20 protein-coding genes and 1 riboswitch are annotated in these 23,049 nt (G+C 66.0%); of the genes, 6 read left to right on the forward strand and 14 right to left on the reverse strand.

All coding sequences use genetic code 11. From position 1 onward, the window contains the following. Both DU475_RS12805 and DU475_RS12810 read right to left on the reverse strand, forming a co-directional pair. A partial coding sequence (locus DU475_RS12805; RefSeq protein ID WP_164632352.1) for an SDR family NAD(P)-dependent oxidoreductase occupies positions 1 to 404 on the reverse strand: 404 nt, incomplete at its 3' end. Positions 405 to 523: 119 nt separating this feature from the next. Continuing rightward, positions 524 to 1,126: a 2-hydroxychromene-2-carboxylate isomerase gene (locus tag DU475_RS12810; RefSeq protein ID WP_013499870.1), complete on the reverse strand. Its 603-nt coding sequence runs from the start codon at positions 1,124 to 1,126 to the stop codon at positions 524 to 526. Positions 1,127 to 1,341: 215 nt separating this feature from the next. On the opposite strand from DU475_RS12810, the gene DU475_RS12815 reads away from it, so the two are divergent. Continuing rightward, positions 1,342 to 2,010 carry a glutathione S-transferase gene (locus DU475_RS12815; RefSeq protein ID WP_013499871.1) on the forward strand — a complete coding sequence of 223 codons (669 nt, stop codon included), beginning with the start codon at positions 1,342 to 1,344 and terminating at the stop codon, positions 2,008 to 2,010. A 122-nt stretch (positions 2,011 to 2,132) separates the two neighbouring features. Here the strand turns inward: DU475_RS12815 and DU475_RS12820 are convergent, their stop codons facing one another. Next, positions 2,133 to 3,008: an SDR family oxidoreductase gene (locus DU475_RS12820; protein ID WP_013499872.1), complete on the reverse strand. Its 876-nt coding sequence runs from the start codon at positions 3,006 to 3,008 to the stop codon at positions 2,133 to 2,135. A 249-nt stretch (positions 3,009 to 3,257) separates the two neighbouring features. Further along, positions 3,258 to 4,991, reverse strand: a complete 1,734-nt coding sequence (ggt, locus tag DU475_RS12825; RefSeq protein ID WP_047307881.1) for a gamma-glutamyltransferase — start codon at positions 4,989 to 4,991, stop codon at positions 3,258 to 3,260. A 105-nt stretch (positions 4,992 to 5,096) separates the two neighbouring features. Between ggt and DU475_RS12830 the strand changes: the two genes are divergently transcribed. Together DU475_RS12830 and DU475_RS12835 are read left to right on the forward strand one after the other, a co-directional pair. Further along, the gene (locus tag DU475_RS12830; protein WP_013499874.1) at positions 5,097 to 6,494 is read left to right on the forward strand and encodes an MFS transporter; all 1,398 of its coding nucleotides are present in this window, start codon (positions 5,097 to 5,099) and stop codon (positions 6,492 to 6,494) included. 214 nt (positions 6,495 to 6,708) lie between these two features. After that, a complete protein-coding gene (locus DU475_RS12835) occupies positions 6,709 to 7,797 on the forward strand; it encodes a 3-deoxy-7-phosphoheptulonate synthase (protein ID WP_164632353.1) in 1,089 nt (362 codons plus the stop codon). A 211-nt stretch (positions 7,798 to 8,008) separates the two neighbouring features. On the opposite strand, the gene purH is transcribed toward DU475_RS12835, so the two are convergent. From purH to DU475_RS12850, 3 genes are all read right to left on the reverse strand, one after another. Then, positions 8,009 to 9,601, reverse strand: coding sequence for a bifunctional phosphoribosylaminoimidazolecarboxamide formyltransferase/IMP cyclohydrolase (gene purH / locus DU475_RS12840; protein ID WP_164632354.1), 1,593 nt, complete (start codon positions 9,599 to 9,601; stop codon positions 8,009 to 8,011). Between the two features lie 25 nt (positions 9,602 to 9,626). Continuing rightward, a riboswitch (ZMP/ZTP riboswitch) is annotated at positions 9,627 to 9,709 on the reverse strand. Positions 9,710 to 9,821: 112 nt separating this feature from the next. After that, positions 9,822 to 11,537 carry a heparinase II/III family protein gene (locus DU475_RS12845; RefSeq protein ID WP_013499877.1) on the reverse strand — a complete coding sequence of 572 codons (1,716 nt, stop codon included), beginning with the start codon at positions 11,535 to 11,537 and terminating at the stop codon, positions 9,822 to 9,824. Between the two features lie 337 nt (positions 11,538 to 11,874). Beyond that, complete coding sequence (locus DU475_RS12850; RefSeq protein WP_047307885.1) at positions 11,875 to 13,227, reverse strand: RsmB/NOP family class I SAM-dependent RNA methyltransferase; 1,353 nt, start codon at positions 13,225 to 13,227, stop codon at positions 11,875 to 11,877. 155 nt (positions 13,228 to 13,382) lie between these two features. On the opposite strand from DU475_RS12850, the gene DU475_RS12855 reads away from it, so the two are divergent. Together DU475_RS12855 and DU475_RS12860 are read left to right on the forward strand one after the other, a co-directional pair. Then, complete coding sequence (locus tag DU475_RS12855) at positions 13,383 to 13,601, forward strand: DUF1674 domain-containing protein (protein WP_164632355.1); 219 nt, start codon at positions 13,383 to 13,385, stop codon at positions 13,599 to 13,601. 83 nt (positions 13,602 to 13,684) lie between these two features. Then, positions 13,685 to 14,257: a thermonuclease family protein gene (locus DU475_RS12860; protein WP_142884072.1), complete on the forward strand. Its 573-nt coding sequence runs from the start codon at positions 13,685 to 13,687 to the stop codon at positions 14,255 to 14,257. A 15-nt stretch (positions 14,258 to 14,272) separates the two neighbouring features. Here the strand turns inward: DU475_RS12860 and DU475_RS12865 are convergent, their stop codons facing one another. Further along, positions 14,273 to 15,157 carry a YiiX/YebB-like N1pC/P60 family cysteine hydrolase gene (locus DU475_RS12865; protein WP_013499881.1) on the reverse strand — a complete coding sequence of 295 codons (885 nt, stop codon included), beginning with the start codon at positions 15,155 to 15,157 and terminating at the stop codon, positions 14,273 to 14,275. Between the two features lie 347 nt (positions 15,158 to 15,504). On the opposite strand from DU475_RS12865, the gene DU475_RS12870 reads away from it, so the two are divergent. Next, positions 15,505 to 16,962 carry a flavin monoamine oxidase family protein gene (locus DU475_RS12870; protein WP_164632356.1) on the forward strand — a complete coding sequence of 486 codons (1,458 nt, stop codon included), beginning with the start codon at positions 15,505 to 15,507 and terminating at the stop codon, positions 16,960 to 16,962. A 6-nt stretch (positions 16,963 to 16,968) separates the two neighbouring features. On the opposite strand, the gene pheT is transcribed toward DU475_RS12870, so the two are convergent. The 6 genes from pheT to infC form a co-directional block, all read right to left on the reverse strand. Beyond that, entirely contained in the window at positions 16,969 to 19,380 is a 2,412-nt protein-coding gene (gene pheT, locus DU475_RS12875; RefSeq protein WP_164632357.1) for a phenylalanine--tRNA ligase subunit beta, read from the reverse strand. A 144-nt stretch (positions 19,381 to 19,524) separates the two neighbouring features. Beyond that, positions 19,525 to 20,004 carry an endonuclease domain-containing protein gene (locus DU475_RS12880; RefSeq protein ID WP_164632358.1) on the reverse strand — a complete coding sequence of 160 codons (480 nt, stop codon included), beginning with the start codon at positions 20,002 to 20,004 and terminating at the stop codon, positions 19,525 to 19,527. A 235-nt stretch (positions 20,005 to 20,239) separates the two neighbouring features. Then, positions 20,240 to 21,322, reverse strand: coding sequence for a phenylalanine--tRNA ligase subunit alpha (gene pheS / locus DU475_RS12885; protein WP_013499885.1), 1,083 nt, complete (start codon positions 21,320 to 21,322; stop codon positions 20,240 to 20,242). 114 nt (positions 21,323 to 21,436) lie between these two features. Continuing rightward, positions 21,437 to 21,796 carry a 50S ribosomal protein L20 gene (gene rplT, locus DU475_RS12890; protein ID WP_114356651.1) on the reverse strand — a complete coding sequence of 120 codons (360 nt, stop codon included), beginning with the start codon at positions 21,794 to 21,796 and terminating at the stop codon, positions 21,437 to 21,439. Positions 21,797 to 21,887: 91 nt separating this feature from the next. Next, positions 21,888 to 22,088, reverse strand: coding sequence for a 50S ribosomal protein L35 (gene rpmI, locus DU475_RS12895; protein ID WP_013499886.1), 201 nt, complete (start codon positions 22,086 to 22,088; stop codon positions 21,888 to 21,890). 330 nt (positions 22,089 to 22,418) lie between these two features. Then, a complete protein-coding gene (gene infC / locus DU475_RS12900; RefSeq protein ID WP_013499887.1) occupies positions 22,419 to 22,958 on the reverse strand; it encodes a translation initiation factor IF-3 in 540 nt (179 codons plus the stop codon). Positions 22,959 to 23,049: the final 91 nt, after the last annotated feature.

Here is a 23,049-nt window from a genome sequence, read left to right on the forward strand (position 1 = left end):
ATCTTGCCCTGGCCCCGCGCCAGCATCAGCCGCGCCGACTCCCGTCCCGACACGAAGCCGGCCCAGCACGCCATCTCCCAGACCTTGCGGAACACCCGATCGGTGGTGTCCAGGATCGGGAAATTGACGTTGGCGCCGACATTGAAGATCGTCACCTCCAGCGGCGCGTGGGCGTCGGCGTCGTTCAGGAACGCCGTCACCTCGTCCTCTTTGCGGGCATCCAGCGACCGCGCGACGATCTTGCCGCCGGCGGCCTCGATCTCCGCCACCAGCGGCGCCAGCTTGTCGCCGTTGCGACGGCCGGCGAACACGGTGAAGCCCTCGGCGGCGAACTTCTTGGCGATCTCCGCACCGATGTAATCGCCGGCTCCGATCACCGCGACGGTTGCGTTGCGTGGCTGCACGGGCGTCTCCCTCAAGCTCGTCATTGCGAGCGAAGCGAAGCAATCCACGTTCTCAGCACGGAGCGACTGGATTGCGTCGTCGCTTCGCTCCTCGCAATGACGGGAGAGATCGATTGAAGCTAGCCGTACATCTCTTCGACGTCGCGGAGCTGTTCCTTGCCGAAGAACATCTCCTTACCGACGAAGAAGGTCGGCGAACCGAACGCGCCGCGCTGGACGGCGTCTTCGGTGTTGGCGATCAGCTTCGCCTTCACATCCGGCTCCTGCGCACGGGTCAGCAGCGCCTTGCCGTCGAGCCCCGACGACGACAGCGCCGCCGCGGCGACTTCGAGATCGTCCATCTTCTTGGGCTCGACCCACATATGGTGAAACGCGGCTTCGACATATTTGTCGAACACGCCGTCGAGCTGCGCCGCGACCGCCGCCCGCATCAGGTTGAGGGTGTTGACTGGAAAATGCGGATTCCAGACATACGGCTTGACCGCGTAGCGCTTCAGGAAGCGCTCGGTTTCGAGCGCGTGGAATTCGCGCTTGTTCTTGATGCCGGCCAGCGTTTCCGCCGGGGACTTGTTGTTGGTGGCCTTGAAGATGCCGCCGAGCAGAACCGGCACGTAGTCGAACTTGACGCCGATCCGCCGCTCGATCGCCGGGATCGCCTCGTGGGCCAGGAAGGCGTTGGGACTGCCGAAGTCGAACAGGAATTGCGGGGCGGGCTGGGTCATGGTTTCCTCCGGCAGCGGCAGGGTCGCCTTATATGATTATCGTCATTCTACGAAGACCGTAGCGCGTCTGCCGCGACCGATCAACCGGGTCGGAAGCGAGGTTCGCGACCTTCGGAACTGTGATGTCCCGCGCCGCGGAAACTCTGCTAAGGCGGGGCGCGTTCTCACGGCTGGTGCCGCTTCAATCACTGACAGACACCCGGGATCTTCGCGACATGCTGACCGTCCATCATCTCAACAATTCTCGCTCGCAACGTGTGCTGTGGCTCCTGGAGGAGCTCGGCACCCCTTACGAGATCAAGCGCTATCAACGGCAGCCGGACATGATGGCCCCCAAGGAGCTGCGCGCCGTCCATCCGCTCGGCAAGTCGCCGGTGATCACCGACAACGGCAACACCGTCGCCGAGTCCGGCGCCATCATCGAATACATCGTGGGCACCTACGGGGACGGCCGGCTGATCCCGCCGCCGAACACCCCGGAGCGGCTGCGCTACACCTATTGGCTGCATTACGCCGAGGGCTCGGCGATGCCGCCGCTACTGCTGAAGCTGCTGTTCTCGATGATGCCCAAGCGTGCCCCGGCGCTGGTACGCCCATTGGTGAAGATGGTGGCGTCCGGCGCGCTGACAGGTTTCGTCGATCCGCAGCTCAAGCTGCACATGGACTATTGGGAGAGCGAACTCGGCAAGGCTGCCTATTTCGCCGGCGACGAGTTCACCGCCGCCGACATCCAGATGAGCTTCCCGCTGGAAGCCGCCGCCTCACGCGGCGGTCTCGACCAGCGCTACCCGAAGGCGCTGGCCTGGCTGGAGCGCATCCACGCCCGCCCCGCCTACAATCGCGCGCTGGAAAAAGGCGGGCCTTACGAGATCGGGAAAGCGTAGTAGCAAGAGCCGTCAGGCCTCGTCATTGCGAGCGAAGCGACGCAATCCAGCTCTATGCTCGGCGCTCCTGCATAGCTTCGTCGGCTTCGCCTCCTCGCAGTGACGACGTTGACGCTCACTGCCTACCCCATCGGCAGCGGCGTGACGGTGACGCCGGGCGGCGGGACGCTGTCGTCGGGCACGAAGAAATCCGACATCAGCGGTACGCTCGGATCGACCCGATACGGCTCGAAGTCGCGCACGCCGGACTCGTACAGCACGCTGTCGTCGATGCAGAACTGGCCGGTGAATTCGCGCGACGGCTTGGTCAGGATCGCGTGGGCGGCGTCGCCCATGATCTCCGGCGTGCGGCTGGCGCGGATCATCGCATCGCCGCCGAGCAGATTGCCGACCGCCGCCGTGGCAATCGTGGTGCGCGGCCACAGCGCATTCACTGCGACGCCGGCGTGCTTCAGTTCGCCCGACAGGCCGAGCGCCACCATGCTCATGCCGAACTTCGCCATGGTGTAGGCGGTCGACGCCGCGAACCACTTCGCCTTCATGTCGAGCGGCGGCGACAGCATCAGGATATGCGGATTGGCGGCCTTCTTCAGGTGGGGGATGCAATATTTCGACACCATGAAGGTGCCGCGGGTGTTGATCCCCATCATCAGGTCGTAGCGCTTCATCTCGGTCGCCTGCGAGTTGGTCAGGCTGATCGCGCTGGCGTTGTTGACGCAGATGTCGATGCCGCCGAATTCGGCCACCGTCTTGCCGATCGCGTCGATCACCTGCGCTTCATCGCGGATGTCACAGACCAGCGGCAGCGCCTTGCCGCCGGCCGCGACGATCTCTTCGGCGGCGGTGTAGATCGTGCCCTTCAGCTTCGGATGCGGCTCGGTGGTCTTGGCGGCGATCGCCACATTGGCGCCGTCCCGCGCCGCCCGCAGCGCGATGGCGAGCCCGATGCCGCGGCTCGCCCCGGTGATGAACAGCGTCTTGCCCTGCAGTGATGCCATCTGACGTCCTCCCTCCTCGTGCAAACCGGACCGGTCTCCCGCGAGAGTAGCGCCGGTTCTCCGAAAATCGAAGTCACCGGAAGGCTAGCAGGCGCCAGCCGGGTCCGCTTGCGGCCAGAGGTTGCGCCTGCTGGACGTCATGCGCGGGCTTGCCCCGCCTGCGGGGCCGAAGCCCCTTCGGCGCGGCGAAGGTCCGCGCATCCATCATCTTCGGAAAAGCTCATGCTTCAAAGTCGATGAGTTGCCAGATCAATTCCCCGCCGCCGTGGCGCCGCGGGTTCTTGGATCGGCGGCGCCATGGAAGCCGTCGGCGTCGATCCAAATCGAGTTCGCCGAAGTCTGGCCGAGCGGCGTGACGACGCGGTGACCCATGGCGCGGAGTACTTCCAGCGTTGCGTCCGGAAATCCGTGCTCGACCCGGACCTCATCCGGCAGCCACTGATGATGTAGCCGCGGCGCCGCCACGGCGTCGGCGACATTCATCCGGTAATCGATGACATCGACGATCACCTGCAGCACTGCCGAGATGATGCGGCTGCCACCGGGCGAGCCGGTCACCAGTACCGGCTTGCCGTCCTTCAGCAGAATCGTCGGCGACATCGATGACAAAGGCCGTTTGCCGGGCGCCGGCAGATTGGCGGCGAAGCCGACCAGGCCATAGGCGTTCGAAGCACCGGGTGCAGCAGTGAAATCATCGAGTTGGTTGTTGAGCAGCACGCCGGTGCCATCCGCCACCAGCCCCACCCCATAAGAGAAGTTCAGCGTGTAGGTGTTGCTGACCGCATTGCCATCGGCATCGGCGACCGAGAAATGCGTGGTATTGTCGCCCTCGCGCGGCTGCGGCAGCGGCTGATCCACCGACGTCGCGCGCTGCGGATCAATCCCGGCCCGCAGGCTCGTCGCGTAATCCTTCGACAGCAGCTTTGCGACCGGCGCCTCGGTGAACGCGGGATCGCCGAGATAGCGGGCGCGATCCGCATAGGCGCGCTTCATCGCCTCGATCAGCAGATGCAGCGACGGCGCCGTGCCCTGCCCGCGATCACGCATCGCGTAGCCTTCGAGGATGTTCAGGCTCTCGATCAGCACCACGCCGCCGGACGACGGCTGCGGCATCGCCACGATATCGTAGCCGCGATAGCTGCCACGCAGCGGCGTGCGCAGCATCGGCTGATAGCCGGCGAGATCCTCGGGCGTGATCAGCCCGCCAGCGTCGCGAATGCCGCGCGACAGCTTCTCGGCGACCGGCCCGCGATAGAATCCATCCGGCCCCTGCTGGGCAATGGCTTCGAGCGTGGCGGCCAGATCGAGCTGCACCAGCCTGTCGCCCGCCTGCAGCGGCGAGCCGTCGGGACGGGCAAACACCTTCTGGGTCGAGGGCCAGCGCGACAGCCAGCGGTGCCAATCCGGCAGCGTATCGGCGGTGTCGTCGGCAACCTCGATGCCGTCCCGTGCCAGCGCGATCGCCGGCGCGATCACGTCCGCGAGCTTGAACTTGCCGGAGCCGTATTTGTCCAGTGCCAGCGCCAACCCGGCCACCGTGCCGGGCACGCCGATGCCGAGCGCGGATTTGCGCGATTTGTCCGGGTCGGGTTTGCCGTCCGTCAGAAACATGTCCTGTGTGGCGGCCTGGGGGGCGGTCTCGCGATAATCGATCGCCAGGTCTTCATTCTTTGCCGCGGAATGGATCACCATGAAGCCGCCGCCGCCGAGATTGCCGGCGCGCGGATAGGTCACCGCCATGGCAAATCCGGTCGCCACCGCGGCATCGATCGCGTTGCCACCGCGGGCCAGGAAGCTGGCGCCGATTTCAGCGGCAAGCCGTTCCTGCGCCACCACCATGCCGTGTTTGGCGATCACCGCTTGGGCCGGCCCGCGCGCCATGCCGCTGCGCATATCCTGCGCTGGCGCGGCAAGCGGGCTCACCACCAGCACCAGCACGGCCAGCGTCATCAAAATGCGTTGCGGGACGCGCAGTGTGATCATCGAGCGACTCCGATTTCTGCGGCGCAGGCTGCCACGCGCCGGACGAATCCTATAGGCAATCGAAGCCGCGAGGCAAAACGCGGTCCGGCCCGCGGAAGGAACAAGATGTCGTCATCGCGTGCGGAAGGCATCGCGCAAACTCGTGAACCGATCCGCTATCCGTCGCAGGGCGCCGTCATCGGCTGGATCCTGTTCGACTGGGCGGCGCAGCCGTACTTCACGCTGATCACCACCTTCATTTTCGCGCCTTATTTCGCCACCTACGTGGCGCCCGATCCGGCGACCGGCCAATCGCTGTGGGGCTTCGCCACCGCCGCGAGCGGATTCGTCATCGCCCTGGCGTCTCCTGTGCTCGGCGCGATTGCGGATGCCAGCGGCCGGCGCAAGCCGTGGATCGCGCTGTTCGGCGGAATGCTTGTGATCGGATCGATGCTAATGTGGTTCGGCAAGCCGGGCGAACCACATACGATTCTGCCGCTGCTGATCGCCTACGCGATCGCCACCATCGGTGTTGAATTCGCCACCGTGTTCAACAACGCGATGATGCCCAACCTGGTGCCGCCGGAGAAGATCGGCCGCCTGTCAGGGACCGGCTGGGCGACCGGCTATGTCGGCGGCATCCTGTCGCTCGTCCTGGTGCTCGGCTTTCTGGCCGCCAGCCCGGAGACCGGAAAGACCCTGCTCGGCCTTGCGCCGTGGTTCGGACTCGATCCGACGCTGCACGAGGGCGACCGCATCAGCGGCCCGCTCACCGGGGTGTGGTTCGTATTGTTCGTGCTGCCGATGTTTCTGCTGACACCGGACTTCCCCGCTAAGCTGGCGCCACGCGCCGCGATCCGCGAGGGCCTGCACGAACTCGCCGAAACGCTGCGCGACCTGCCGCGTCGTCGTTCGCTCGCGATCTTTCTGCTCGCCAACATGATCTACACCGACGGGCTGGTGTCGCTTTTCGCGTTCGGCGGCATCTACGCCACCGGCACCTTCGGCTGGAGCACGATCCAGATCGGCACCTTCGGGGTGATCCTGGCGATCGCCGCCACCATCGGCGCTTTCATCGGCGGCCGCCTCGACGATGCGTTCGGGTCCAAGCGGGTGATCACCGGCTCGCTGGTTCTGCTCCTGATCGCGATCGCCGGCATCCTGCTGGTCGATCCCAGCCATGTCTTGCTGATCGAAGTAAAGCCGCCGCAACCGGGCGCGGCGCTGTTCGCCTCACCTGCCGAACGCGCCTACCTGCTGCTCGGCTGCCTGATCGGCATCGCCGGCGGACCGCTGCAGGCCGCATCACGGACGCTGCTGATCAGGATCGCCCCGCGGGACCGGATCGCGCAGTATTTCGGCCTGTTCGCCCTCACCGGCAAAGTGACGTCGTTCATCGGCCCGCTGCTGATCGCCACCGTCACGGCGCTAGCCAGCAGCCAGAAAGCCGGCATGGCCGTGCTGGTGCTGTTCTTCATCGCCGGATTGGCGCTGCTGACCCAGGTTCGGCGCTCGGCGGAGTGATCGTGCCGGTGCGTGGACAAACGCACCGACCTGGTCTATATGAGCGGGCATGATCCACCTGACCGCCTCGTATTGGTACTTTTACTTTAGCAGCTCGCTGGCGGCGGGAGGATTTCGCGCGATCTGAAGATTGCTGCATTAAATCCGACAAGCCGCCAGACCTGGCGGCTTTTTTGTTTCAGCCGGCAGGTCTCCTGAACAGGAGCAAACTGCCGTGTTGACCACCACAGACGACCTTCGCCTTCAGAAAATCACCGAACTGAGTACGCCCGCCGAAGTGATGGGCGAGATTCCGCGCACACTGACCGCGACACGCACCGTCGCGGCGAGCCGCAGCGCGATTCACGCCATCCTGACCGGGGCCGACGACCGGCTGCTCGTCGTCGTCGGCCCGTGTTCGATTCACGATCCGGCCGCGGCCATGGACTATGCCAGCCGTCTGGCGGCGCTGCGCGAGACCCTGGCCGACCGGATCGAGATCGTGATGCGGGTGTATTTCGAAAAGCCGCGCACGACCGTCGGTTGGAAAGGCCTGATCAACGACCCCGACCTCGACGGCAGCTTCCGGATCGACAAGGGGCTGCGGCTGGCGCGTGAAGTGCTGTCGGCCGTCAACAATCTCGGGCTGCCGGCCGCCACCGAGTTCCTCGACCTGATCACGCCACAATACATTGCGGATCTCGTCGCCTGGGGCGCGATCGGCGCACGCACCACCGAGAGCCAGATCCACCGCGAACTCGCTTCGGGCCTATCCTGCCCGATCGGCTTCAAGAACGGTACCGACGGCAACGTCCGGATTGCGGCGGAGGCGGTGAAGTCCGCGGCGCAGCCGCATCATTTCATGGCGGTGACCAAGGGCGGGCGCAACGCGATCGCGGCCACCACTGGTAACAGCGACTGCCACGTCATCCTGCGCGGCGGCGTCACGCCGAACTACGACGCCGCAAATGTGGAAGCCGCAGCGACGGTGCTCGGCAAGATCGGTCTGGCGCCGCAACTGATGATCGACGCCAGCCACGCCAACAGCAGCAAGCAGCCGGACAACCAGCCGAAGGTCACGGCCGATATCGGACGTCAGTTGGCGTCGGGCGAGAACCGCATCATCGGCGTGATGATCGAGAGCAATCTGGTGGCCGGTCGGCAGGACGTGGTACCGGGCCGGCCGCTGCACTACGGCCAGAGCATCACCGACGGCTGCATCGACTGGGCGACAACCGAAACGGTGCTGCACGATCTGGCCGCTGCGGTCGAAAGCCGGCGAACTACGCTCCGTGCCGCTCAGCGAGAAGGTGCTGCGGCTTGATCGCTGAGCTGGATGGCAATCGTTCGTGCAGCTATCCAGAACTGCGATCTTCAGAAGCGGGCACTTTCGCTTCCCCACGTCATGCCCGGCCTTGTGCCGGGCATCCACGCCTTGCTGACTGAAACTCAGAAAAGGCGTGGATGGCCGGGACAAGCCCGGCCATGACGGAGTTCGGGAGCAACCAAGTGAGACAGAAAGCCGTCGGAGCGCCTTAGTGCCGGAAGTGCCGGGTCCCGGTGAACACCATGGCGATGCCGGCCTCGTCGGCGGCCTTGATCACTTCGTCGTCGCGGACCGAGCCGCCGGGCTGGATCACCGCAGTGGCGCCGGCTTCGATGCAGGCCAGCATGCCGTCGGCGAACGGGAAGAACGCATCCGAGGCGACGACCGAACCCTTGGTCATCGGCGCTGCGAGCTTCAGTTCGGCCGCTGCATCCTGCGCCTTGCGGGCGGCGATGCGGGCGGAGTCGACGCGGCTCATCTGACCGGCACCGATGCCGACGGTGGCGAGGTCCTTGGCGTAGATGATGGTGTTGGACTTGACGTGCTTGCCGACGCGGAACGCGAACTTCAGGTCGCGTAGCTCGGCTTCGGTCGGCTGCCGCTTGGTGACGACCTTCAGCGCCATGTCATCGACCACCGCGTTGTCGCGGCTCTGCACCAAGAGGCCGCCGGCGACGGTCTTGTAGGTCAGGCCGTTGGTGCGCGGATCGGGCAGCGCGCCCGCCAGCAGTAGCCGCAGATTCTTCTTCGCCGCGACGATCGCGATCGCTTCGTCGGTGGCGTCGGGCGCGATGATCACTTCGGTGAAGATCTCGGTGATGGCGCGCGCGGCTTCCGCATCGAGGGTGCGGTTGAGCGCCACGATGCCGCCGAACGCCGACACCGAATCGCAAGCCAGCGCCTTGCGATAGGCATCGAGCAGGCTCGCGCCTTCGGCGACGCCGCAGGGGTTGGCGTGCTTGACGATGACGCAGGCCGCGGCGCGCTTGGCATCGAACTCGCCGACGCACTCATAGGCGGCGTCGGTGTCGTTGATGTTGTTGTAGGACAGCTCCTTGCCCTGCACCTGGCGTGCGGTGGCAACGCCTGGACGCTTCTCCGGGGTGGCGTAGAACGCTGCGGTCTGATGCGGGTTTTCGCCGTAGCGCAGCGACTGGATCAGCCGGCCGCCGATGGCGCGGAAGTCCGGCGCATCGGTTTTGAGCTGCAGCGCGAACCAGTTGGAGATCGCCGCGTCGTAAGCCGCGGTGCGCGCATAGGCCTTGGCGGCGAGGCGGCGGCGGAGGGTGAGCGTGGTCGCGCCATTGTTGGCCGCGAGCTCGTCGAGCACCGGCTGATAATCGCTGGCTTCGACCACCACGGCGACGTCGTCGTGGTTCTTGGCCGCAGCGCGGATCATCGCCGGACCGCCGATGTCGATGTTCTCGATGCAGTCTTCGTAGGATGCGCCCTTATCGACGGTCGCCTCGAACGGATACAGGTTGACGACGAGCAGGTCGATCTGCGCGATACCATGCTCGGCCATCGCGTTCTTGTGCTCGGCATTGTCGCGGATCGCCAGCAGGCCGCCATGCACCTTCGGATGCAGCGTCTTGACGCGGCCATCCATCATCTCGGGAAAGCCGGTGAGGTCGGAGACGTCCTTGACAGGGAGACCGGCCGCGGCGATCGCCTTGGCGGTGCCGCCGGTCGAAACCAGCTCGACGCCGTGGCTGGCGAGCGCACGGGCGAAATCAATCAGCCCGGTCTTATCGGAGACGGACAACAGGGCACGGGTGACGCGACGGGGATTCTGGGTCATGGGGCACGATCTTCTGTTGGAAGGAAAGCTATGCCCAGGCGCGCGGCAGATACGTCCCGCGCTTCCCGATGGTGCTCCATCCTAACGTCGCCAGTCGCGCGAGGCGTGGGTTCGGTAGCAGTTTTCGCCGGCCGCCACAACGGCGACCAAGGTCGCTCAGAATTGCGGATTTGGCGGGTTTTGTCGGCGAACCGCTGTCCCTCATCGTCGGAAAGACGCTTCAGAGCGGCAGTTCCGGCTCGCGGCGGGCGGCACGGCGGGCGCTGGTGGTCTGCGGCGAGGCATTGGAGCGGATCAGGCTCCAGCGCACGTTCGGCGCCTCGATCGAATTCTGCCGGATCACGATCTGGGTCGAGCGCCGCGGCCCGTCATTGCCGGCCAGGAACACGCTCTCTTCGAGATCGACTTTGTCGTCGGCCGCTTCGAAGGTCCAGACTTCGCGATTGGGCAGCACCAGCATCACGCCGCGGGCATCGTGCAAACGGCTGGCCTTGACCAGCGGGTGCAGGTGGAAGCGCACGGCGTAATCGGCCTGCGCAGCGCGGTGGCGGCCGCCCTGCACGGGAGTGAGGCTGTCCTCGCCGTCGACCCGGCTGCCGTCGTGCTTCACCATCAAGACCCGCCGATGCAGCACGCCGAACTTGTCGCGGTAGCCGTCGTGCGACGTCGTCAGCAGCACGCCGCCGGCAACTTCTTCGCGGCGGTTCTCGACCTGACGCGGCCCGCCGACCACCGGCGCGCCGTGCAGGAAGCGCTTCATCGCCGAGCGCTCGACGAAGCTGCACGACGAGGTATCGTGGCAGGTGACGGTGGAGTGCGCCACCGTGGAGCGGGCAAAACCGCGCCAGCTCTCGCGATTGGTGGTCGGCATGCCGCTGTTGATCACGATCCGGCAATTGCCCGACGACAGTTCGAACGACAGACAGCCGGCATGCGCCTCCTGGCTGACATTGGCGGGCGGCGGCGTGCCGGCATCGGCGATCACCAGCGTGGTGCCGGCGTCGATCCGCTGGTAGCCGGAATGCGGCATGCTGGCGAGCGGCGTGCCCTGGCTGTCGTCATAGGCGAGCAGCGTCGCCAAGAGATCGGACGGCGTCGCGCTCATGCCGTTGAACAGCGCGAAATTGCCGTCGCCATGGCGGAAGAACCGCAGCATCGGCATCATCCGGTCGATCGCGTTCAGCAGCGCCGGCGGCGGCGCGATGTTGCGGGCCGCAAAGGTCTGGCGCAGCGGCAAAAGGTCGATCAACAATTCGATCAGCGCCCCCGGATTGCGCGAGATGTGGCCGCCGTCCGGCAGGACCTGACGCTGCAGCTCGTCCGACAGCTTCTTGGTGGCTCCGCGGATCTGCCGCGCCTGGTTGGCGAGGCACAGCGACGCGTAGCACAGCGCGATCAGCACCTGCAGCCGCGGCACGCCGTCCTGCACGTCGAGCAGTGCGTAGCGCAACGCGCGGATTTCGCGGGTCAGGCCGCGCAGGTAACGGCGATAGAACTTGCCGTCGGTGTCGGACAGCACCAGCGGCGCCTGGGACAGCAGCGAGATCACCCGCCGCGCCAGCACGTCCGGCCGCCGGCCCACCGGGCCGGTGCGCGACATGTTGCTGAGCCAGTCGTCGACCAGCGAGCGGGCGTTGGCGCGGGTGATCGCGGTGTCGGCGGCGCGCAGGTGGCGCAGCCAGCCGAAGCCGAGCAGCGCGGCTTCCCAGTCGTCGGAAGGCGGTTCGAGATCGAAGATCGAGCGGCCGTGGCAGGTGACGATCTTGCCGGCGAACACGAAGCGGCCGGCATAGATTTCGGCGGCGCGAGTTGCATCCGCGGTGCGCAGATCGTGCGGCGCGATGATCAGACGGTCGGTGCGGCCTGGCCACAACCGGGTCAACGCCACCGAGCCGCTGGAGGCGCGCGCCATCACGGTCCGCGCGAAGCGGCCCATGACCAGGGTCGAAATCCGTCTGCGGGGCGCGGCCGACACCTGCGCTAAAACCCCGGATCGTTGGTACGCATCACGTTGCTGCCCTCTGCGGACGGCCGACGTCAGATCGCGCAAGACGTCGGACAAACGTCCAGTCCGGTACAGCTTCGACTGAAACGGCTCTGCAGACATGCGCGCAGCGGAGACGAAAGATCGTTCTGAACCAAAGCAACCTCAAGTTAACGAAAATTCGTTGCGAATCCTTTTAATCTGGAATTGGGCTTCACACACCCTGGCGATAGGCGAATGTGGACGGGCGCTGCTGCGCCACGCTCGACAGCCAGATAATTTTCAATAATTACAACGACTTCATCAGCCGCGCGGCATAGAAGCCGTCGAGCCCCGCAAGCCGCGGATCACTGTGCGGCAGGTGGCACGGCAGGGTGCGCAACGCGCCGTCTGCGGTGACGATTTCGGTGAGGCCTGCGACTTCGGCCGGATCGATCGGCTGCCGCCGCATCGACGGCTCGGCGGCGAGCAGCGCGGCGATCGCCTGTTCGCCCTCCTCCGGCTCGAGCGAACAGGTGCAATAAACCAGCGTACCGCCGGGCCGCAGCAGCGACGCCGCCTTCTTCAACAGCCGATTCTGAACCGCGGCGAGCGCGCCGATGTCGCTCTCCTGCTTCAGCCAAGCAACGTCGGGATGCCGCCGGATCGTGCCGGTCGAGGCGCACGGCGCGTCGATCAGCACCGCGTCGAACTCGGCGGTCGCATCGCCCCGCCATTCGGCCGCATCGGCGACGCCGGTTTCGACCTCGAGCGACAGCCGCGCCAGATTTTCGCGCAGCCGCGCGACTCGTGCCGGCGAGCGATCGATCGCGGTGACCCGGGCACCGGCGGCAGCGAGCTGCGCCGTCTTGCCGCCGGGCGCGGCACAAAGGTCGGCGACGCTCTTGCCGGTGATATCCCCGAACAGCCTTGCCGGCAGTGCCGCGGCTGCGTCCTGCACCCACCACTGGCCTTCATCAAAGCCCGGCAGCATCCGCACCGACCCCTGCAGCAGCGTGCGCACGGTGCCGGTCGGCAGCACCTCGCCGTGGAGCCGCGCGGCCCAATGCGCAGCTTCGGATTTAACCGTCAGGTCGAGCGACGGCTCGTGGCTGATCGCCTGCGCGATCGCCCGCGCGGTTTCTGCGCCATAGTGCGCGCTCCAGCGCGCCAGCAGCCATTGCGGCACGTCGGGCGTGCCGGCCGCCAGTTCCTCGACCAACGGCTGGGCTTCGCGCGCGCAGCGGCGCAGCACGGCGTTGACGAGACCGGCATACTTGGCGGCGCGACGGTCGGATTGCACCAGCCGCACCGACAGATCGACGGCAGCATGATCCGGCACGTCCATCCAGAGGATTTGCGCCGCGCCGATCAAAAGAGCGCTCTTGGCGCGCGGCGCATCGGTCGGCACACCGCGGTCGAGCAACCTGGCCAGCAGACCTTCCAGCGTTCCGAGCCGGCGCAGGATCGTGGCGACCAGCCGGCGCATCAGTGCACGGTCGCGATCCGACAGCGTCTTCAGGCCCGGATGCGCAGCCGGGCCTTCGAGCTGGTCGTCGAGCATGCGGCGCTTCTGCAGCACGCCGTCAAGAATGTCCGCGGCAATGCGGCGCGCAGCGAGGCCGGGCACCTCGGAAGCTTGGGCGAATCTTGGAGCAGGCATGGATTGAGGGTATCACAGCAGGAGGAGAGACGCCGCGCGAGGCCGCGCGCTGGTCTGCCGTGGATGGCAGTCGAATATGCCAAATGTAAGAATCGCCCCCGCGCCTTGCGACGACGGTGGCCTGCGCCCTGCGCGATGAAGAAAGGCGTCAGCCGATGACACAACCCGATCCGAAGTCCGCCCCGACGGATGCCGCCCCGCCGCGTAAGGATCTCCCCGAAGCGGCCAAGCGCGCCCTCGCCGAAGCCGAAGCCCGCCGCGTCGAGGCCGCCCGCTACGCCGAAGCGCGCGCCAAGGAAGTCCAGGGTCCGAAGGGTCCCGAGCCCACCCGCTACGGCGACTGGGAAGTCAAAGGCATCGCATCGGATTTCTGAGGCCCGCAAGACGCTGGACGATACGCAATCGATGACTGCAGCCGGTTCCGGCGGATCCTCCCGACTCAGATTGTCGTAGGCATATGTCCCGATATCCGAGAACGAATCCGGTTCGGATTTCGCGGTTGCCCTGGCGTAGCCGGCTGTGGCCGTGGATATTCGTGCTTGGGGTCGCGGCCGGTACGATGCTGCCGGCTCGGCATTGGCTGCATCTGCCCTGGTCGAAGGCCCCGGAATCAGAGGCTGTCGACAACGACAGCGAGACGGTGTGGCGGCGGGCCGGCAATCCGACCGTCCGGCATCCGGTCGAGGTGCTGTATACGATCGACGGCGACACCTTCGATGCGCGGGTATTTCTGTGGCCGGGGCAAGCGCTGCGGACACGCGTGCGGCTGCGCGGCATTGATGCACCGGAGCTGAAGGCGCAGTGCGCTCAGGAAGCCAGAATGGCCACGGCCGCCGCCGAGGCGCTTCGCCGGCTGCTCGCCGAGGGCGAGGTCACGATCTACAACATCGGACCCGACAAATATCAGGGCCGTGTCGTGGCGAACGTCGCCACCAAACGCACCGCCAATGTGTCGAGCGCGCTGCTCGACGGCGGCTACGCTCGCACCTATGGAGGGGGGCATCGCAATGGCTGGTGCGACGGCCGCTGATCGCAAGGCCGATGTTCAGCCCCCTGCAGCGAGCTTCGGCGAGCCGGCGAGATCGAAATCCGCCTCAGCCTCGGCGATTTGCGGCGTCAGCGACGGCGCCGCTTCGGTATCATCCAACGGCGGCGCGAAATGACCGTCATTGTCCGCGGCCGGTTTCGGTTTGTCGGCCCAATGCAGCGCCGTGTAGTCGAAGCCGTTGACGATGGTCGGCTTCACCACCTCGAAATACGGCGAGATGTCGAAGTCGCGCGGCATGTACAGCGACGAATGCCGGATGTGCAGGATCTCGCGGCGGGCCGCCCGGCTGCCCGCCCTGGTGATCTTCGGCAGGATCGGATAGCGCACCGCCTCGAATGCCTGGGCGATCAGGGCCGAACAGATGATCTTGGTCGGGTCGCCGGAGCCGAGCGCGATCATCCGGCGGCGCCAGCGCTGCGGCAGAGGCAGCGGCACCAGATAGCGCATCAGGTCGAGGATGTTCTTGGTGTCGTAGCCGAAGCCGATCCGATTGATGGCGTAGCGGCACACCGTGTGACGGTCCTCATAGGACAGGCCGACCGGGCGGCACACCCGGGTGTGATAGGCCAGATGGCGCGACAGCGGCGACGAACTGACGCCCTCGCCGATATTGGCCTCGACCAGGACATGCGGCTCGCCATCCGGCTCCGCGACGCCGTCGATCGGCCCGACATAGACCGCAGCGTGCGACCAGGTCGATTGCGTCAGATACTTGATGATGCCGGCGATCCGGCTGTTGCCCTCGACCAGCAGAACGTCGCCGGGCTGCATGATGCTGCGCAGATGGTCGGGATCGCTCGGGGTGAACGGCTCGTAGCCCGGCTCTTCCTTCTGCAAGTAGCTGGCGATCAGCTTGCCGATCGTCTCGAGCACCACACCCATTGCTACGTTCCTGCAGGATCATTGTTGCGACATCGTCACATCGCGTTCGTCGCTGATCGTCGAGAAAAGCCGTTGCAGTTTGGTTCACTTGGTTCCCCGCACGGTTACGCATCGTTCACCACGAACGGTTGCCGGCCGGAAACGATTCCGGCAAGCTGACCGGGTCGGCCGGCCCTGCGGCACCGCCAAACCAGTCGACGGACGACGCAAAACGCGACGGAGTTCAACACATTGATCACAGTCGCGAGATGCCTTGCCGTCGCCCCTCGGGACATTCGCCACGCCGACCACCGGAAGCCGCGCAGGTCGATCGTCCCCTCTGCCGCCAAGTTTTCGGAAACCATGCCATGACGATTTCGCGACGCAGCCTGCTCGAGGGGCTGCTCGGCGCCACTGCCGGCCTCGCATTGCTGCCCGTGTTGGGGGGGCGGGCGAACGCCGCTCTGCCGCGCGAGGCGGAGGTCGTTGTGGTCGGCGCCGGCGCCGCCGGGATCGCGGCGGCACGGCGGCTCGTGGCGGCCGGCCGCAAGGTGATCGTGGTCGAGGCCGCCTCGGAGATCGGCGGTCGCTGCGTGACCGATACCACAAGCTTCGCAGCGCCGTTCGACCGCGGCGCGCGCTGGCTGCACAATCCCGACGGTAACCCGCTGGTCCGGCTGGCGCGCAGCTCCGGCTTCGCGGTGACGCCGGTCGCCCCCGGCCAGAAGGTCAGGATCGGTCGCCGCAACGCCCGCTCGCGCGAGACCGAGGATTTTCTCGCGGCCTTCGTCCGTGCCAGCCGCGCCATCAGCGAGGCGTCGCGCGGCAAGACCGACATCTCCTGCGCCGCGGCGCTACCGAAAGATCTCGGCGATTGGGCGGCGACGATCGAATATGTGCTGGGCCCCGCGACAACCAGTAAGGACCTGCGCGCGCTGTCGGCGATGGACACCGCGCGGACGCTGGACCGCACCGCTCTGCTCGGCTGCCCGCAGGGCGTCGGCAGCCTGCTGACTCAGCTCGCATCCTCACTGCCGATTGCGCTGTCGACGCCGGTCAAACGAATCGTGTGGAGCGGGCGCGACCTCGCGGTCGAAACCACAGCCGGCCGGATCGGCGCGCGCGCCATCATCGTCACCGCGTCGACCAATGTGCTGACCTCGGGCAATCTGGCGTTCTCCCCCGAACTGCCGAAACGACAGCTCGACGCCGCCGCTCGCCTGAGCCTCGGCAGCACCGATCGCGTCGCGCTGCAATTCAAAGGTAACCCGCTCGGACTGTCACGCGACGAGACCATCATCGAACGCGCAGACGACATCCGCACCGCGACGCTGGTGGGCAATATCGGCGGCACCTCGCTGTGCACCGTCGACGTCGCCGGCTCGTTCGGGCGCCAGCTCGCCGCGCAGGGCGAAGCCGCGATGCAGGATTTCGCGATCGAATGGCTCGGCAAGCTGTTCGGCAGCGACATCGCCGGCGTCGTCGAACGCAAGGCGGTGACGCGCTGGAACGAGATGCCTTACGTGATGGGCGCGATGTCGGCGGCGGAGCCCGGCGGCCAGCCGTCGCGCAAGGTGCTGGGCGAGCCGCTCGGCAATCTGTTCTTTGCCGGTGAAGCGACCCACGAAACGCTGTTCGGCACGGTGCAGGGCGCCTGGGAATCCGGCGAGCGCGCCGCAGACGCTGCGCTGAAAAAGATCGGCGCCGTCAAGGAGCCCGCGCCGGAGAAGCCCGCACGCAAACAGAAGCCGCGGCGCGAACCGCAGCGTCAGCGCGAGCAGCGCCCGCCCGCCACCGCGAGCGGCACGCCGTCGTGGTGGCGCTGAGCGGCCTCAGCCGCGCAGGCTGCCGCCGGTCTTCTTGGTGACTTCCGCCACGATCTTGGCCGCGACCGCCTCGATCTCCTGATCGGTCATGGTCTTGTCGCGCGGCTGCAACGTCACGGCGATCGCCACCGACTTCTTGTCGGGGTCGATGCCCTTGCCCTCATAGACGTCGAACACGCTGACCGATGTGATCAGCTTCTTGTCGACGCCCTGCGCGGCACGGACGATGTCGGCCACCCCGACCTTACGATCGACAATGAAGGCGAAGTCGCGCGACACCGGGTGGAACGCGGACAATTCCAGCGCCGGCTTGGCGCGGGTCGGCCGCTGCTTCGGATCGGGGATCTTCTCCAGCATCACTTCGAACGCCACCAGCGGACCGTCGGCACCGAGCTGTTCGAGCACCCGCGGATGCAATTCGCCGAAGTAACCAAGCACGTTCTGCGGCCCGATCTGGATCGCGCCGGAGCGGCCCGGATGCAGCCAGGCCGGCAGCTTGCCCGTCGCGATCTGCAGACCCGCCATCGGTGCGCCGGCCGCAGCCAGCACCGCGAACGCATCGGCCTTGGCGTCCAGCGCGGTCGCCTGCGCCGAGCCCGACCAATGCCGGCCAATGCCTGCGGAAGAGGCGACGCCGCGGCGGACACCGCTGGCGGCCATAAACTGGTCCTGCGGCCGGTCGCCCTTGAACACCTGCCCGACCTCGAACAGCGCCAGATCGGGCGAGCCACGATCGGCGTTGGCCTGCGCGGCAGCAATCAGCCCGGGCAACAGACTCGGCCGCATGTCGGACAGATCGGATGCGATCGGATTGGCCAGAGCCAGTTCCGGCTGGCCGCCGCCGAACGCTTCGGCGAACGGCTTGGAAATGAACGACCAGGTCACCGCCTCGGTCAGGCCGCGGGCCGCCAGCGCGCGCTTGGCGCGGCGGGTGCGGTTCTGGATCTGGGTGAGCACCGGCTTGCGCGGAGCATCGCCACGCTCGAACGGCGTCAGCGGCACCTTTTCGACGCCCACGATGCGAACGACTTCTTCGACGAGGTCCGCCTTGCCGTGAACGTCGCTGCGCCACGAAGGCACTGCGACCTTCACCACCGGTCCCTGGCCGGCGACCACGAAGCCGAGACGGGTCAGGATGCGACGAACCTCGACCAGCGGCACTTCGATGCCGGCAAGCCGCTTCACCTCGGCGAGCGGGAAGTCGATAATCTTGTCGTCGGCGAACGGATTGCCGACCACCACGACCTCGGACGGCGTGCCGCCACAGAACTCCATCACCAGCTTAGTGGCGAGTTCGAGCCCCGGCAGCATGAAGGCCGGATCGACGCCGCGCTCGAAGCGGTAGCGCGCATCGGTGTTGATGCCGAGCTTGCGGCCGCTTTGCGCGATGTTGATCTCGTTCCACAGAGCCGATTCGATCAGCACATCGGTGGTGTCGGCCGAGCAGCCTGACAGCTCACCGCCCATGATACCGGCGAGCGACTCGACGCCGTGATCGTCGGCGATGACGCAGACCGACGAATCCAGCGAGTAGGTGCGGCCGTCGAGCGCCAGCAGCGTCTCCCCATCTTTGGCGCGGCGCACCACCAGATTGCCCTTCACCTTGGCGGCGTCGAACACGTGCAGCGGGCGCGAGCGATCGAATGTCAGGTAGTTGGTGATGTCGACCAGCGCGTTGATCGGGCGCAGTCCGATCGCGGCGAGGCGCTTCTGCAGCCATTCCGGCGACGGGCCGTTCTTGACTCCCTTCACCAGCCGCAGCGCGAAGCCGGGGCACAGCTTGCTGTCCTCGACCGTGACATTGACCGGGCATGGAAATTCGCCGGGGATCTGCTTGATGCCCGGATCCTTGAACTTGCCCATGTCGGCGGCGGCGAGATCGCGCGCGATGCCGTGCACGCCGGCGCAGTCCTGCCGGTTCGGCGTGAGATTGATGTCCAGCACCGGATCGCCGAGCCCGGCCCAGGCGGCATAAGGCGTTCCGACCGGCGCATCGGCCGGCAGCTCGATGATGCCGTCGTGATCCTCGGAGATTTCCAGCTCGGCCGCCGAGCACAGCATGCCACGGCTTTCAACGCCGCGAATATTGCCGACGCCGAGCGTGATGTTCTTGCCCGGAATGTAGGTGCCGGGCGGCGAGAACACGGTGACGAGGCCGGCACGCGCATTCGGCGCGCCGCACACCACCTGCACCGGCGCAGCCCCGTCACCGACGTCGACGGTGCAGACCTGCAGCTTGTCGGCGTTGGGATGTTTCTCGGCGGTCAGCACCTTGGCGATGGTGAACGGCGCCAGCGCCTTGGCCTTGTCTTCGATGCCCTCGACTTCGAGCCCGATCATGGTGAGCTTATCGGCGAGCTTCTCGAGCGGCTCGTCGGTGTCGAGATGATCTTTCAGCCAGGAGAGGGTGAGCTTCATCGGTTGTTACTTCCGTCTGGCAGCGCGGAACGACGCGCCGTGCTGAATCGTCGAAACGGTGCCCGCGTCGCCCTCACCCCACCCCTCTCCCGCAAGCGGGAGAGGGAGCAGGCCGTGCCGAATGGTGAGGCCGTGCGAATGCATCTACTCATCGCCTTGGTTGTTCGCGGCACCCGCATCGGAGCGAGGCTTCGCCGCGCGCTCGGCGCGCCCCCTCTCCCGCTTGCGGGAGCGGGTTGGGGTGAGGGCTCTTGCCGCAAGCACGTCTGCAATGCTCTGCAACACCCCGGCTCGATTAGTCATGACTTCATGATTGCTGAAGCGGATCACGTGAAACCCGCGCGCCTCGATCGCGGCCGTGCGGGCCGCGTCCGCCCGTTCTGCCTCGTCGGCAAAATGCTGATCACCGTCGAGTTCGACCACCAGTTTTTTCGCGTGGCAAGCGAAGTCGGCGATGTACGGCCCGATCGGCACCTGGCGCTTGAACGAGAAGCCGTTGAGGCGCTTGTCGCGCAGCTCGCCCCACATCAACCGCTCGGCATCGGTGGATTTCTTGCGCAGCTCGCGCGCGTGGCGGCGCTGGCTCGGGGAGACGTTCCAGCTCGCCTGCTTCGGATCGTCCATGGCGATCTCCGTACCCGCGTCGCCCTCACCCCAACCCTCTCCCGCAAGCGGGAGAGGGAGTTCGCCGTGCCGGGTTGCGAGGGCTTCAATCATCTCAAAAACTTATCATCTCAATTACTGACGCCCGCGTTCAGGCAATGAGCGCCCGTAGTCGCGGCCTGCCCCCTCTCCCGCTTGCGGGAGAGGGCTGGGGTGAGGGCACTTGCGCCGAGCACCGCGCCAGCGCACGTCCAACTCACGAACTCAATCCCCCCGCCAGCGTCGGGATGTCGAGCGGCTTGAAGCCGTAGTGATTGAGCCAGCGCACGTCGGCTTCGAACAACTGCCGCAGGTCGCTCATGCCGTATTTCAACATCGCGATGCGATCGATGCCCATGCCCCAGGCGAAGCCCTGATACTCGTCCGGATCGAGGCCGCAGGCGGTCAGCACGTTGGGGTGGACCATGCCGCAGCCGAGAATCTCCAGCCAATCCTCGCCTTCGCCGAACCGGATCTCGTCCTTGCCGCGGCGGCACTGGATGTCGACTTCCAGCGACGGCTCGGTGAACGGGAAGAACGACGGCCGGAACCGCATATTGACGTTGTCGACCTCGAAGAACGCCTTGCAGAACTCGTGCAGGATCCACTTCAGGTGGCCGAGATGGCTGCCCTTGTCGATCACCAGGCCTTCGACCTGATGGAACATCGGCGTGTGGGTCTGGTCACTGTCACTGCGATAGGTGCGGCCGGGACAGATCACCCGGATCGGCGGCTTCTGGCTCAGCATGGTCCGCACCTGCACCGGCGAGGTGTGGGTACGGAGCAACAGGCGCGAGCCGTCTTCCTTCGGGTTGAAATAGAAGGTGTCGTGCATCTCCCGGGCCGGATGACCTTCGGGGAAATTCAGCTTGGTGAAGTTGTAGTCGTCGGTCTCGATGTCCGGACCTTCGGCGATCGCAAAGCCCATGTCGGCGAAGATCGCGGTGAGTTCGTCCCAGACCTGACTGAGCGGATGCAGCCGGCCGGCTTCGGCCGACGGCTCACGCATCGGCAGCGTGACGTCGATCGTTTCGGCCGCGAGCTTGGCGTCGAGCGCGGCGGCCTTCAGCACGTCGCGGCGGGCGGCCAGCGCTTGCGTCACCGCGTCCTTGGCAAGGTTGATCGCCGCACCTTCTGTCTTGCGCTGCTCGGGGTCCATCTTGCCGAGCGTGGCGAGCAGCGCCGAGATCGAGCCCTTCTTGCCGAGCGCTCCGACGCGGACCGCTTCCAGCGCGGCCTCGTCGGAGGCGGCGGCGATGTCGGCGAGGATTTGGGATTGGAGGTCTTGAAGGTTCGACATGGCGAAGCCACTCCCCAATGTAGTCATGCCCGGGCGTGACCCGGGCATCCATCGCGCTTGAAAGATGGATCGCCGGATCAAGTCCGGCGATGACGATCAACCCGGTGGCGGGCCTCAGGCTGCGAGCGCAGCCTTGGCCTTCTCGGCGATCGCCTGGAACGCCGCCGGCTCGTTGATCGCGAGGTCGGACAGCACCTTGCGGTCGACGACGATGCCGGACTTGGCGAGGCCGTTGATGAACACACTGTAGGTCATGCCGAGCGGGCGCACCGCGGCATTGAGGCGCTGGATCCACAGCGCGCGGAACGTCCGCTTCTTGCGCTTGCGATCCCGGAACGCGTACTGACCGGCCTTGTCGACGGCGGCCTTGGCGGTGCGGATCGTGTTCTTGCGGCGACCGCGATAGCCCTTGGCGAGCTTGTAGACCTTCTTATGCTTGGCGTGAGCCGTCACACCACGTTTGACGCGAGCCATGACTGATCTCCTTCATCTGAATTGGGTGTTGCTTGGCCGCGCGGACGCGGCTCGATGATGAGGTTGCCGCGCGCATGCGCGGCCAGAACGGTCAGGCGTTCGGCAAGAAGTACTTCTTGATGTTGTCGCCGTCGGTCTTGAAGATCACGCGGGTGCCGCGAAGCTGGCGGATCTGCTTCTTGGTGCGCTTGATCATGCCGTGGCGCTTGCCGCGCTGGGCGGACACCACCTTGCCGGTGGCGGTGACTTTGAAGCGCTTTTTGGCGCCCGATTTGGTCTTCAACTTGGGCATTTGGCTCTCCTTTGCCACGCGCGAAAAGCGCCCCGAGGGCGCTCTGCGGCGGCGGACATGCTCGTTAGAGCGTTGAAATTGTGCGACAAACCCCGAAAATGGAGCGATCGACACGGCCATCGCCACGGCAGCCCTTGATCAGCCGGGCGACGAAGGCTGCGCTTATGGCAGAGCGGAGGCCGATTGGCAACGTGTAAAGCCGGAGCTCCAGGCGGCAGCCGGGCAGACTCGGAACTGGGCAGCACGCGCAACAGACCGCCCCAAGGAAAAAGGCCCGCCAGATCGACCGGCGGGCCCTTTTTCGCTCTGAAATCGAAACCCGGATCCGCGTCAGCGCGGCGCCAGCACCATCACGACCTGTCGGCCTTCGAAGCGGGCGTCCTGCTCGACTTTCGCGATTTCGGCGACATCGTTCTTCACCTTTTCGAGCAGCTTGGTGCCGATCTCCTGGTGAGCCATCTCGCGTCCCCGATAGCGCAAGGTAATCTTGACCTTGTCGCCTTCCTCGAAGAAGCGCAGCATCGCCTTCATCTTCACGTCGTAGTCGTGATCGTCGATCATCGGGCGGAGCTTGATCTCCTTGATCTCGACGATCTTCTGCTTTTTGCGCGCCTCGGCGGCCTTCTTCTGCGCCGAATACTTGTACTTGCCGTAGTCCATGATCTTGCAGACCGGCGGCGACGAGGTCGGCGAAATCTCCACCAGATCCATGCCTGCATCCATTGCCATCTTGATCGCGACAATGGTCTCGACCTTGCCCTGGTTCACACCGGTCTGGTCGATAAGCTGGATCTCGAAATTGCGGATTTCATCGTTGGTGCGCGGCCCGTCCTTGGCTACGGGGGGCGGCGCTCTGTTGGGGCGGCGAATGGGTGCTTCTCCACACTTGTGAACGTTGACGGCGAACGATGGATCGAGGCAGAACGGCTGCTAATCGGATCACGCACTTCATATAGGTCGA

The sequence above is a fragment of the Rhodopseudomonas sp. WA056 genome (assembly GCF_010906995.1).
GTDB classification, from domain to species: Bacteria; Pseudomonadota; Alphaproteobacteria; order Rhizobiales; family Xanthobacteraceae; genus Rhodopseudomonas; species Rhodopseudomonas palustris_G.